The sequence below is a fragment of the Pseudomonas sp. NMI760_13 genome (assembly GCF_021283245.1).
Lineage (GTDB): Bacteria > Pseudomonadota > Gammaproteobacteria > Pseudomonadales > Pseudomonadaceae > Aquipseudomonas > Aquipseudomonas peradeniyensis.
The window spans coordinates 38,091-50,227 of the sequence record NZ_JAJSRC010000013.1; the positions used below are offsets into that span (position 1 = coordinate 38,091).

10 protein-coding genes are annotated in these 12,137 nt (G+C 61.5%); 4 read left to right on the top strand and 6 right to left on the bottom strand.

Annotation, left to right across the window (positions count from 1 at the left end):
- Window positions 1–26: 26 nt before the first annotated feature.
- Window positions 27–1,748, bottom strand: a complete 1,722-nt coding sequence (locus tag LU671_RS15325; RefSeq protein ID WP_232856107.1) for a hypothetical protein — start codon at window positions 1,746–1,748, stop codon at window positions 27–29.
- A gap of 333 nt (window positions 1,749–2,081) precedes the next feature.
- Between LU671_RS15325 and LU671_RS15330 the strand changes: the two genes are divergently transcribed.
- The gene (locus LU671_RS15330; protein ID WP_442964133.1) at window positions 2,082–3,659 is read left to right on the top strand and encodes an alpha/beta hydrolase; all 1,578 of its coding nucleotides are present in this window, start codon (window positions 2,082–2,084) and stop codon (window positions 3,657–3,659) included.
- Between the two features lie 64 nt (window positions 3,660–3,723).
- Here LU671_RS15330 and LU671_RS15335 read toward each other — a convergent pair whose 3' ends face one another.
- Genes LU671_RS15335 through LU671_RS15340 form a run of 3 tightly spaced genes read right to left on the bottom strand, consistent with a single transcriptional unit; the run spans window position 3,724 to window position 5,635 of the window.
- Window positions 3,724–4,194, bottom strand: a complete 471-nt coding sequence (locus tag LU671_RS15335) for an arginase family protein (RefSeq protein WP_332880079.1) — start codon at window positions 4,192–4,194, stop codon at window positions 3,724–3,726.
- Window positions 4,142–4,414: an arginase family protein gene (locus LU671_RS29440; RefSeq protein WP_269806745.1), complete on the bottom strand. Its 273-nt coding sequence runs from the start codon at window positions 4,412–4,414 to the stop codon at window positions 4,142–4,144. Before LU671_RS29440 ends, LU671_RS15335 begins: the two co-directional genes overlap by 53 nt.
- 24 nt (window positions 4,415–4,438) lie before the next feature.
- Window positions 4,439–5,635 (bottom strand): IS256 family transposase, encoded by a 1,197-nt coding sequence (locus tag LU671_RS15340; RefSeq protein WP_232856109.1) that lies wholly within the window; start codon window positions 5,633–5,635, stop codon window positions 4,439–4,441.
- Between the two features lie 56 nt (window positions 5,636–5,691).
- Between LU671_RS15340 and LU671_RS15345 the strand changes: the two genes are divergently transcribed.
- Window positions 5,692–7,230, top strand: coding sequence for an FAD-binding oxidoreductase (locus LU671_RS15345; protein WP_232856110.1), 1,539 nt, complete (start codon window positions 5,692–5,694; stop codon window positions 7,228–7,230).
- Window positions 7,231–7,473: 243 nt separating this feature from the next.
- Here the strand turns inward: LU671_RS15345 and LU671_RS15350 are convergent, their stop codons facing one another.
- Both LU671_RS15350 and LU671_RS15355 read right to left on the bottom strand, forming a co-directional pair.
- The gene (locus tag LU671_RS15350) at window positions 7,474–8,364 is read right to left on the bottom strand and encodes a serine hydrolase domain-containing protein (RefSeq protein ID WP_232856168.1); all 891 of its coding nucleotides are present in this window, start codon (window positions 8,362–8,364) and stop codon (window positions 7,474–7,476) included.
- 78 nt (window positions 8,365–8,442) lie between these two features.
- On the bottom strand, window positions 8,443–8,844 hold the full coding sequence (locus LU671_RS15355; protein WP_232856111.1) for a GFA family protein: 402 nt from the start codon (window positions 8,842–8,844) through the stop codon (window positions 8,443–8,445).
- A gap of 370 nt (window positions 8,845–9,214) precedes the next feature.
- On the opposite strand from LU671_RS15355, the gene LU671_RS15360 reads away from it, so the two are divergent.
- Together LU671_RS15360 and LU671_RS15365 are read left to right on the top strand one after the other, a co-directional pair.
- Window positions 9,215–10,441, top strand: a complete 1,227-nt coding sequence (locus tag LU671_RS15360; protein WP_232856112.1) for an MFS transporter — start codon at window positions 9,215–9,217, stop codon at window positions 10,439–10,441.
- A gap of 329 nt (window positions 10,442–10,770) precedes the next feature.
- Window positions 10,771–12,129 carry a glutamine synthetase family protein gene (locus LU671_RS15365; RefSeq protein WP_232856113.1) on the top strand — a complete coding sequence of 453 codons (1,359 nt, stop codon included), beginning with the start codon at window positions 10,771–10,773 and terminating at the stop codon, window positions 12,127–12,129.
- The last annotated feature ends 8 nt before the right edge of the window (window positions 12,130–12,137 follow it).

The window sequence follows — 12,137 nt, forward strand, 5'->3', positions numbered from 1 at the left end:
TCGCCACACCATTCGACGGCCACGCATCACCCATGAATCCAGAACGCACTCTCGGCGAACTGCTCGCCATTCCACCAGTTGGCCGTCCCTGTTTCCATGCGGAAGTTCCTTGCCCCGGCCTGGCTCTGCAGCGGCGCCAACACTTCGCCATTGGCATCACGCCTCGCGCTCTTCTGCGCCGTTTCAGGGACGACGGCAACGATGTGCCCGGATTTTCCATCCGCCTTGCGCCGCGCGACGATCAACGCCACGCCGCCCTGGTTGGCGGCCTGCTGCAATTTGCTCAACGTGCCCGTCTGGCGCCAGCCGAAGTCGGGGCCAAAATCGCGCAGCCAGCGGAACAGGTCGTTTGCCCGCATTTCGCGGAGTGTCGTGCCGATCAGCGGCTCGACCGGCTTACCCTGCGACAGCGTGATCAGGGCTTTCTCCGTCCACCACACGCGCGGCAGGTATGCACCTGCCAGCATGCAGTAGTCATGGCAGTAGATATTGCAGAAGGTCATGCCGTCCCTGGGTTGGAAGCGCTTGTGAGACGGCTTGTCCACCGCCAGCCAGTCAACGATCGCCGCCAGTTCAGCGCGCAAACTGTCGGCCGAGTCACCGCGCCGCTGCGGCATGCTCGCTTCGTTGAGTGAGTGGGCACCGGCGAAATCGATCCGCCGCGTCACTACCCCTGGTTTGTGTGGCATGGCGACGGCGGTGATACCGCTGGCAGGTGAGGATACAGATGGGGCGACAACCGGAATGTCCCTCACTGTTGAGTCTGCAATCAGGAATTTCTGCGCAACGAAACCGCGCAGCAAGGCACCATTGAGTGATGTCTCCACTTCCAGGAAGCCATTGCGCGCCTTGCCGGTGAGGGCTCGCACTGGCTGGCCGTCCGGCAGGTTGGCGATCACGTTGGCTTGCGCCGGGTCGCTTTTGCGCGGTTCGCTGCGCATGCGCAACGGGCCCTCGCGCGTGTCGACCCTGAAGAGTTCGCCTTGTGCCGTCAGCTCGCTGGGAGGGGGCACCAATGAGCGTCCCGGCGCAGGCTGAGGCATCAGTGGGGGCTGGCCGTCCACGGCAACGGTGTGGGCCAGGCGGATGAAGTCGAAGAGGTTCTCGCCGTAGAACCGCTTACCGTCGAAAAAGCCCTGGCGCAGCCCTTTGCGGGGATTGAAGCCGCCGGTATTGTAAGCGATGCCGACCGCCGCAAGCTCCATGTCACTGAGGGACGATCGCTTGGTCAGACCGAGTTGCTTGAGGCCGCGCTTCAATTCGGCAACGCTCAGTTGCAACGCATCGTCGAAGTTGACGTAGCGCCGTTGCAGGAAGTAGTCGGGATCGGTCTTGAAGAACTGCAAATCACGTTGGAAGATCCCGAATCCATGGCAAAGCTTGTCCGGGTTGCGGGCGACTTTGGCGTAGCCGTCAATATGGTTGGCCATGTCCACCAGGGCCTGATGGGCAATGTCGAACATGGCCTGGCCGTTGGGAGCGGCCAGCAGTGCCGCCTTGTCCTTGGGGAAGGCCTGGCGCCCCTTCTTTGTATCCTGCTTGTTTACATCCAGGGTGTCGCCGACACAGAGCTCCAGGATTTCGGGCACCGGCAGGCCTTTGTTGCGCAGAACCGGCCAGACCTGTCCCGTTTCCTGACACGCGATCGCAGCCATGAAATCCACCGTCAGGGGCGTATTGGCTAGCGCAGGCGACATCTGGCTCTGAAACTGGTTCTTGAACCACTTCACATCGTTGGCATTGGGCATGTGGGGGATCCTTGACCGGTGAGTCGCCGGTCCGCTTGCGCCCCCATCGCAAACTGCTGAGAAATGAATGACCTGACGTCTTCATTAAAGTCTCGAATGTTCGAGTGTCAAGTTCATGGCGCATCTCGCCGCTCAGCGGCCTTGAAACCATCGGAGGCGGTGAATGCTGAATGCGCGAAAGCCGCTAAAGTCATTTTGACATCACCCCAACCAGACGGAATACATCGCTCCACGGAGGACTCCATGCTCAGGCTCACGCAAGCAGGTTTGACGACACTGTCCGCGCTTTTGATGCCCATGGCCATGACCGCCTGCACCTCGACGGATCGCGTCATGACGCCCTACGAGAACAAACTGGAGGTAGATAGCGTCAACGCAGTGAAATTCCACAGCATGCTCTATTTCCCCTCCGGAACAGCCCTCCACTACCCCGGTTACGTGGTCGCGCTCGAAAAGAGCCCACAACCGATCATCGGTGGGCCCAAGGTCAGCAACGAGAGCAAACAGCTGTTTCACGGCGACGCCAATTACTTCAGGGAAGAAGAAGATACCGCTAGCAACACGTCTCACCAGATCAAACGCATCCAGCAGTGGGACACCAAGGCGATGTTCGTCTCGCACATACTCAAGAATGGCGTGCTGTTGGACCAAGACACAGGCTACATGGCCAAGTCCCATTGCTTTGTCTACAACGCCTATGCAGCCGACGCCTTGGCTGGCATCCGCAAAGACTACGACCTGAAGAAAGTGAGCGATTGGAATGCCTGCGATGCCTCACGCAATCTGGAGCAGACCCACTCAGACCTCACGAACTTGTACCAGGAGAGCGCACGAGCGCTGAGATCGCTTGAGCAAAACCTGACCAGGGACCTTACCGGTTCACGCTACACCCATGTCGTCGTCGTGGTCATGGGCTGGAACACTGCCCAGGACGAGGCCATCCGCAACATCAACGACATCACGGGCAACCTGATGGCTGCCGCCTATGAAGTTGGCCAGGCGCAAAAGGCGCCGCTCAACCAGGCCAAGGCGTTGCAGAGCAACCAGATCTTCCAGCCAACAGGCGAAAAAGGTATTTACACCACGCCCAAGACAGACGTCCTCGACACTGCTCGATTTCGCCCTCTCGTCATCGGTGTGACCTGGCCATCGTTCTGGTCCAATTCGGTCACCAATTTCTTCAGCTATGGCAACAAGGCCAATGACGCCGACGAGATCGGCCTGACTTGGTTGAACATGCTCGTCAACCAGAGTGTGCCCAACGCGCTTGCGGCGTCCAAGAGCAAGGCCAAAGTCGTCACCATCGGCCACAGCTTCGGTGCACGCGCCATGATGCGTGCGCTGTTCAGTTCGCCCGCGCTGGTGCCACAGCAGGCCTATCCGCAAAGCCATGTGGACCTGGCGGTAGGCCTTCAGGGCGCGGTCAGTATCAATCGCTTCACCGTGGGTGATGGCAAGGAAGGCGCCCCCTATCGGGATTTTGCAAAACTGCAGAACACCCACATCGCGCTTACCGCCTCGGAGCATGACGGCGCTGCCGGCGGCCCGGTGTTCTGGTACGACCCGTCCGGCTCGATCAAGTCCTGGAACCAGGTGTGTGGGGCGTTAGCTCCGGCGAGGTCCGCCACGTTCGACTGCTTGAAAGCCAGCGATACCTCCGCCTCCCTGAATGGCCTTTTCAGCCTGTGCAAGGTAGGTGACAGCCATTGCACGGCATCGACGCTGAGTCGGAACAAGGTCAGCTACATCGACGCATCCAACGGAATAACCCAATTCAACTCACCGGGTTCGGGAGGGGGCGCTCATAGCGACATCTACCGGCTTCCCATGGGCAGATTGTTGTGGCGCCTGATCGAGCAATATGCACCGAGCGCCGAGCCTCGGGCCGAGACGCCGCTAGCGGCCCAGTAAATGCTGCGCATCACGCCGGGGCCTGCCGCTGGCGACCGTCAGCGGCAGCGAATGGCGGTAGACCTCAATCGGCACCGTTGGGAAACGGGAGCCGCGCCAGGATCCCGACGATCACGGCGGCAAATCGTCCGTCAGGGTCGAGGTCAGGATCAAATACGGTAACGGTCATGCCCCGGCAGCGTCGGTCGGCCACAAAGGGCGTCATGATCTTCACCAGATCGTCCGGCGTGAGCCCTGGAGTGCCTGGGGAATCGACAGCGGGCATCGTGGCTTGGTCCAGCACATCGACATCGAGGTGAATCCAGAAGCCTTGGGCGGGAGCTTGGTCAAGTACATCGCCGATGCGCCGCACAACGGCCTCGGGGCCGATCGCCAACGCCTCGAAGACATCAATCCGGTTGATCGACGTGTGGTTGATATCGGGCCATGCGAAATCCTCGTCACGGTTTTCGCGCTCCCCCAGTTGCACGACGTAGGTATCGTCAAACAGCGGGGCCGGTACACCCGGCCAATGCGTTGCCAGCGCCTTCGCCACGCCCGGTCGCCAGGGCAAGGTCCATGCCCGCCACGGTGCCCAGCGTTTGCTCGGGGTCATAGTTGCCGGGATGACGAAAATCGCTGTGCCCATCGATGTGGATCAGTGAAAGCGGCCCGGCCTGCCGCGCGCCTGCAAGCGCCCCCAGTAGAATCGAACAATCGCCGCCGATCACAAGCGTGAATTCGATCGTGTCCCAGGAAGTGGTGTAACTCATCATGGCCTTGACCACTGAGTTTGCCGTTTAGTTGATCACGGCCGACAGCTTGGCCTGTGGATTATCGCTGACTGCCTCGAACGCCTCCAACTGCATATAGCGCCGTTGCAGGCACCACTCGTCGTTCTGCTCCAACAGCATCGCGCCTACCAGCCGTGTGATGGCAGGATCGTTGGGAAAGATGCCCACGACGTCGGTGCGGCGTTTGATTTCAGCATTGAGCCGTTCCAGTGGATTGGTGCTGTGCAACTGCTGTCGATACGCTTTGGGAAACGCCATGTGGGCCAGCACTTCATCCTCGCAACCATCCATGAGCGCCGCGATCTTGGGGTACTTTTCGCGCAACTGATCGACGACCAGGCGCCACTGCTGGTGGCATTCGGTGCGGCTGTCCTGGGCGAAAACCGTACGCAAAAGCGCCGCCACCATGGTGCGCTGGCCCTTGCCCACATGGGCCATGGCGTTGCGCATGAAGTGCACGCGGCAACGCTGCCAGGTCGCGTTGAAGACCTTGGAAACAGCTGCCTTGAGCCCTTCGTGGGCGTCGGAGATGACCAGCTTCACGCCACGCAGGCCACGCCGCATCAGGCTTCGCAGGAAGTCCGTCCAGAACGGTTCTGCCTCCGAAGGGCCAACCCGCATGCCCAAGATCTCGCGCCCGCCATCGGTGTTCACGGCCACGGCGATTATTACAGCGACCGAGACGATGCGCCCGGCCTCCCGCACCTTGACGTACGTGGCATCAATCCACAGGTAAGGCCAATCGCCTTCCAGGGGACGGTCCAGAAAGGCGTGGACACGCTCATCGATCTCGCCGGCCAACCGTGACACTTGGCTCTTGGAGATGCCGGTCACGCCCATGGCTCTGACCAGCTCGTCCACCGAACGGGTTGAAACGCCTTGAATGTAGGCTTCCTGGATCACCGTAGCCATCGCCTTCTCAGTGGTGCGCCGAGGCTCAAGAAAGCCAGGAAAGTAGCTACCTTGGCGCAACTTCGGGATCTTCAGGTCAACGTCGCCAGCACGGGTTTGCCAGAGGCGATCCCGGTAGCCGTTACGGCTGTTTGTCCGGTCGGGGCTTTTGACATCGAAGCCGGCGCCGCACAGGCCTTCGACATCGAACTCCATCATACGTTGGGCAACGAACTGGATCATTTGCTTGAGCAGATCAGCGTCTGCCCCTTTCACAACCAACTCGGTCAATGCGATAGTGGGCTTGGTCATTGTGGTTTCTCTGGTGAAGGTTAAGTCCGCAAACTCAACGTTAGCCAAGAACCACGATGACCATCCTCTTTCGCCCGCAGGGCGCCTTCGGTTGGTTTAGTTACACCACTTCCTGGGACACGATCCAATTGATCGACAGTACACAACAGCACGCCGTTTCAGAGTCGTCGCCTATTTTCACTCGGCGCCATCTACTCCAGGCCGGGATGACCGGGATTGCCGTCAGTGTGCTTTCACCGTGGTCGTCATGGGCGGCACCATCGGGCGTCCTGGTGAACGATGTGACGATGCTCAATCCGATTTGGGTCAATCGTTTGCTCGCACCTCGCACCACGGGCGAAATACAGCGGGCGCTCGCGATGTCGTCAGGCCCAGTCAGCATCGGTGGTGGCCGCTATAGCATGGGGGGGCAGATTGCTACCGAAAACAGCCTGCACCTCGACATGCGTCAGTTTAATCAGGTAATCCGATACTCGCCTGAGAGCAGAGTCATACGCGTGCAAACAGGGATGCGTTGGCGTGACCTGCAGTCGGTCATAGACCCGGACGACCTCTCGATAAAAATCATGCAGAGTTATGCCAACTTCACCGTCGGCGGATCGCTGTCAGTCAATGCTCATGGACGCTATGTCGGCGCAGGTCCAGTCATCAACTCGGTGCGTTCTCTGCAACTGGTGCTTGCAGACGGTTCGGTAGCAGAAGCGTCCCGCACCACAAATTCCGACCTGTTCTACGCGGCTATCGGTGGCTATGGTGCGATGGGGGTGATCACTGAGGTCGAACTGGACCTTGCGTCCAACATCACAATTGAACGTCAGATACGCCGCATGCCAGTTGCTGATTACCCGCGTTTTTTCAATGAGCACGTCCGCGAGAACGAACAGGCTATCCTGCATAATGCCGATTTGGCCCCCCCTTATTTCGACATGGCCACTTCCGTCACTTGGCGTGCCTCGGACAAAGCGTTGACCGTCGCGGAAAGGCTGGTGGCCCCGGGGCAGTCGTACAAGATCAACCAGACCGTCATGTGGAGTGTGACCAAGCTTCCCGGTGGCCCAATGATTCGCAAGGATGTGATCGATCCACTGCGCTATCTCAATCAACCGGTCGTACGGCGCAACTACGAGGCCAGTGCGGATGTCGCTTCGCTTGGCCCCATTGCAACCCGAAACAGTACCTATGCGTTGCAAGAATATTTTGTGCCAGTGACACAGCTCAATGCGTTCGTAACGCAAATGGCCGCCATTCTTCAGGCGCACAGCGTTGACGCCGTTAATATCTCCATCCGACACGCTCCGGCCGACCCCGACTCGCTTCTGTCCTGGGCACGCGAAGAAGTGTTTTCATTCGTGCTCTATTATTGGCAGCGCGTCGGGGTGGATGATCGCGAGGCAGTTGGCGTGTGGACACGCGAACTCATCAACGCGGCGCTGTTGCTTGGCGGTACTTACTATCTGCCCTACCAACTGCATGCCACGCCGGAACAGTTCTCAAGTGCCTACCCAAACGCGCGCCGTCTGTTAGCACTCAAAGCGCAAGTCGATCCAGGAGGGCGATTCCGGAACAAGCTCTGGGACAAGTACCACACGGGATAGTGTAAAGCTCGTGGCAAGGGTGTCTGAGCCCAAGCGGGTGTTGATCCGAATCCGTTGTTTCGGCAATTGCCACTTCATTCGTAGGCATATCCGAGCGGTCGCATTTGGCCGATTACTGCGCTTCATGATTGTCCGCTTTGGGTCGGAAGCAGCCACTCACGTGTATCCGTTACCAATTCAAAATGGGTATTGAATCGGGCAGCAAGTGATATCCATTGAAAGCGGGACAAGAACCAGGCAGCTTCAGCGCACAGCCTCAAGCACCTTGCGTATCTCCTGAGCGACCAGCGCCTCGATACGTCCTTCCTCCGACGCCATCGAAAACACTGCGCAACACGCGATGGCCTCCCCAACCGCACATCGATAGACCGCCACCACACTGCCGGGGCCACACCCGGTATGCCCGGCCAGCGTCAGGCCGCCCTCGATCGTCCCTCGCATCAGACCCAAGGCATAGCCTGGTGCGATCCACGGCCGGCCGGCCATTGGCCCACCCAACACCTTTGTTGCCTGCATTTCCTGGAGCAGGTTGCCCGGAAGCAGTGTCCCGGCAAGCAGGCGATCCAGGAAAAGGGCAGCCTGGGAAACAGGGCCGATCAGCAAGCCGTCGTAGACCCAGCCAGGGTCGTAGTTCAACGAATGACCGAGGTAGTCACCGTGCAGGTTTGCGCGTTTCGTTGCCAAGCGAACCGACAAGATGCCAAGTGGAGCCAGAACTTGCTGCCTGAGCGCCTCTTCAAGCGGCAGGCCTGTGGCACGTTCGATGAGCCTGGCTACCAGCATGTAGCCCACATTCGAGTAGCGCCAACCCGCTCCAGGGTCGTAGCGAAGTCGAGCGCCATCCAGGCGCTGCATCATCTCGTCCGCGGACCACGCGGCTTCATGATTGGCAACCGCCGCGTGGTACGCGGGAAGCTCGCCATAATCCGCAAGACCCGCTTCGTGACGCAGTAGCTGACGCAAGGTGTAAGTGGTTTCAGGCAGCGCGGCATCCAGGGCGAGTCGTCCGTCGCGCACCAGAGTCAGGGCGGTCGCGGCCAACACCGTCTTGGTGAAACTCCACCATGGCACACAGGGTTCGGCCTGGAGCGATGGCGTAATGAATCGACCGTTGGAAAGCGTGGAAATCAGCATCGAGTACTCAAGCAGTGATGACAGGCCAGTAAACAAGCGCAGAGGCAACAACATACCCCGTTCCGGCGATGCAAGCCGTCAGTCGGCCTCGGGACAATAACGGGATGGCGTATACCAGGGCACCGCAGAATCGATGTAGACGTGCTTTTGCTTGCCTGGCTGGAACGGTGTATCAAGTGTACCCAGCGCGATCGAGATCCAGTCGGCGAACTCACCTTCGGTTCGTGACCAGAACAACGTCGAGCCACACGCCCCGCAGAACTCGCGTAACACTGTCTGCGATGAGGCGTAGGCATTGATGCTGTCGGCCCCGCGAAGTATGCGAAGCGCGCTGCGCAGCACGCTACCGTATGACGCGAATGCAGCCCCGTGGCCTTTGCGGCACTGGCTGCAGTGACAATGGCTCACGGCCTTGGGTGGCGTGAGCAACTCGTAGCTGACCGCTGCGCACAGGCAGCTTCCTTGATGTGCCGCTGTCATATGCCCTTCTGTGCAGGTGAAAAATTGTGATGACTGTCAGTCAGCGTACTGGGGCTGCGTTGCAGCCCTTTCGCGGCACGAGGCCGCTCCTACAGGGATCGCGTACCCCATGTAGGAGCGGCCTCGTGCCGCGAAAGGGTCGCAAAGCGACCCCGGCAATCTTGAATTGAGCAGTCATATCCCGACAATCGCAATACCCTCAAAGGGATGGCCAAACGCTCTACCCCAAGCCACCCATCGATCCCACTGATGATTACTATCAAGCCGCCCGCCTGTCGAGCTGCAAAATCCACCCCCTATAATCGCCTCCCCGTTTTCCCCTCGCTGCAGCGCCTGTCCCAGGCGACAGTCCCCTATGGAAGCCCGCACCATGCCAAGCCCCAACCCGTCCCCCCACAGCCCACCCGAACACAGCCAGCAGAGCGTCCGTCAGCAGTGGCTGGCGATTCTCTCGGTCGCCGTGGGCGCTTTCGCCCTGGTGACCAGCGAGTTCCTGCCGGTGGGCGTGCTCAACGATGTCGCCGCTGATCTTGGCATCAGCGCCGGCCAGGCCGGCCTGATGGTGACCCTGCCCGGCATCATGGCGGCCCTGGCCGCGCCCTTGCTGTCGGTGGGCATCGGTGCCCTGGACCGACGCTACCTGCTGATCGCCCTGACGCTGATCATGATCGTCGCCAACGCCGTGGTGGCCTACGCCACCGACTTCGGCCTGCTGCTGTTCGGCCGGGTGCTGCTGGGCATCAGCATCGGTGGTTTCTGGGCGACCGCGATCGCCCTGAGCGGCCGCCTGGCGCCCAAGGGCGTGGGCGTGGCCCAGGCCACCTCGATCATCATGGTCGGCGTGACCCTGGCCACCGTGCTCGGCGTGCCCGTGGGCACTTGGCTCAGTGGGCTCATGGGCTGGCGCATGACCTTCCTGGTCACCGCGCTGGTCGGCGTGCCGGTGCTGCTGGCGCAGGTCCTGCTGCTGCCGCGGCTCAACCCGGAGAAGGCCATCCGCATCAGCGACCTGCCGGCGCTGTTCATCAACCCGCAGGCGCGGGTCGGCCTGATCGCGGTGTTGCTGATCGGCCTGGCGCACTTTGCCGCGTATACCTACGTCGCGCCGTTCTTCAAGCACAACGCCGGCTTCGACGGGCCGATGATCGGCTCGCTGTTGCTGCTCTACGGCGTGGCCGGGGTGCTGGGCAATGTCTTCGCCGGTTTTGCCGCCAACCAGAGCGTGCGCTACACCCTGATGCTGGTCGCCTTGATGATCGGCGTCGGCACCGCGCTGTTCCCCTACTTCGCCACCAACCTCACCGGCGCGGCGATGCTGATCGCGCTGTGGGGCTTCGCCTTCGGCGCCTTCCCGGCCTGCGCCAGCATCTGGATGTTCGTCGTGGCGCCCAAGGATGTGGAGCGCGGCATGCCGCTGTTCGTCGCCATGTTCCAGGTGATCATCGCCCTGGGCTCGTTCTTCGGTGGGCGGATCGTCGACCAGATGGGCAGCGCGGTGCTGTTCAGCCTGGCCACGGCGCTGGTGGGCTGCGGCTTTGTCACGGTGCTGGTGCTGGGGCGCAGCGTCAGCAATCGCCTGGCGGCCCAACCGTCCTGAGCGATCGCTGTGGGAGCGGGCTTGCCTCGCGATGCCGTGTATGGCACCGGCTACGCCGGTGATCGCGGGGCTAGCCCGCTCCCACGCTGACGTTGTCTAGCCTGAAAGGCGCCTGTTGTTTCATAGAGCGGTGGCGGGCCGATTTTACCCGCCACGCTTTATCAACTCTTTACGCCGACGAGCCGCAAACCGACAGCAACTTGATACGCAACTCAATACCCTTTGCCAGGTCTTTGGCGTATCGAGAGTGCAACATGACGCTGTACGCGAATCCCCTGCCTGGGCGGGCCGGCATTCAGGATGAACGCATGCCCCCTTCCGGGGTGGGAATGAACACCCCCGCCGAACCACTGGCGCAGCAGCTCAGGCAACAGGGTATCTGCGAGGTCGAATGCGTGGTGAGCGACTTTTCCGGCATCGTCCGCGGCAAGGTCGCCTCCCTCGACCGCTTCCTCGACGAGGGCGGCATGCGCCTGCCGGAGAGTGTGCTGCTGCAGACGGTGACCGGCGACTTCGTCGACGACGAGGTCTTCTACGCGCTGCTGGACGAAGCCGGCATCGACATGCACTGCCGCCCCGCCGCCCATGCCATCTACCGCCTGCCGTGGCTGGCGGAGCCGACCGCCATGGTCATCCACGACAGCTTCGACCGGCACGGCCAGCCCATCGAGCTATCGCCGCGCAATGTGCTTAAGCGCGTGCTGGCCCTGTACAGCGACAGTGGCTGGCAACCGGTGGTGGCGCCGGAGCTGGAGTTCTACCTGACCAAGCGCAGCCATGACCCGGACCTGCCGCTGGAAGCGCCCGAAGGCCGCTCGGGCCGGGCGGAGACGGGTCGGCAGGGTTTCTCCATCGAAGCCACCCACGAATTCGCCCGGCTGTTCGAGGACGTCTACCACTGGTGCGCCGTCCAGGGCCTGGACCTGGACACGCTGGTCCACGAAAGCGGCCCTGCGCAGATGGAAGTCAATTTCCACCATGGCGACCCGCTGCGCCTGGCCGACCAGTTGATCGTTTTCAAGCGCACCTTGCGCGAAGCGGCGCTGCAGCACGGTATCAGCGCGACCTTCATGGCCAAGCCGATCGCCCATGAACCTGGCAGCTCGATGCACATCCACCAGAGCGTGCTGGACAGGGCCACCGGCGCCAACCTTTTCGCCAGCGCCCACGGCACACCGAGCGATCGGCTGCTGCACTACATCGGCGGCCTGCAGAAGTACCTGCCCCAGGCACTGGCGCTGCTCGCCCCGAACGTGAATTCCTACCGCCGCTTCCTGCCCGACGCCTGTGCCCCGGTCAATGTCGAATGGGGCGAAGAAAACCGCACCGTGGGCCTGCGCGTGCCCACCGCGACAGCGGCCGCCCTGCGCGTGGAGAACCGCCTGCCCGGCGCCGATGCCAATCCCTACCTGGCCATGGCCGCCAGTCTGCTGTGCGGCTATCTCGGCCTGCTCGAACAGGCGGCGCCCAGCGCGCCCGTGCAGGGACGCGCCTACGACCATGGCGGCTTGCGCCTGCCGGCCACGCTGGACGAGGCGCTGGCGCGGCTGGAGGGTTGCGAGCTGCTTGGGGAGTACCTGGGCGACCGGTTCGTGCGCGGGTATGTGGCGGTCAAGCGCACCGAGCTGCAAAACTACCGGCAGGTGATCAGCGCCTGGGAGCGTGAGCACCTGCTGCTGAGGGTCTGAGGCTTTGA

Coding starts and splice junctions, on each gene's coding strand:
- LU671_RS15325 (WP_232856107.1), bottom strand. CDS start 1,748: ATGCCCAATGCCAACGATGTGAAGTGGTTCAAGAACCAGTTTCAGAGC.
- LU671_RS15330 (WP_442964133.1), top strand. CDS start 2,082: ATGACGCCCTACGAGAACAAACTGGAGGTAGATAGCGTCAACGCAGTG.
- LU671_RS29440 (WP_269806745.1), bottom strand. CDS start 4,414: ATGATGAGTTACACCACTTCCTGGGACACGATCGAATTCACGCTTGTG.
- LU671_RS15340 (WP_232856109.1), bottom strand. CDS start 5,635: ATGACCAAGCCCACTATCGCATTGACCGAGTTGGTTGTGAAAGGGGCA.
- LU671_RS15345 (WP_232856110.1), top strand. CDS start 5,692: ATGACCATCCTCTTTCGCCCGCAGGGCGCCTTCGGTTGGTTTAGTTAC.
- LU671_RS15350 (WP_232856168.1), bottom strand. CDS start 8,364: ATGCTGATTTCCACGCTTTCCAACGGTCGATTCATTACGCCATCGCTC.
- LU671_RS15355 (WP_232856111.1), bottom strand. CDS start 8,844: ATGACAGCGGCACATCAAGGAAGCTGCCTGTGCGCAGCGGTCAGCTAC.
- LU671_RS15360 (WP_232856112.1), top strand. CDS start 9,215: ATGCCAAGCCCCAACCCGTCCCCCCACAGCCCACCCGAACACAGCCAG.
- LU671_RS15365 (WP_232856113.1), top strand. CDS start 10,771: ATGAACACCCCCGCCGAACCACTGGCGCAGCAGCTCAGGCAACAGGGT.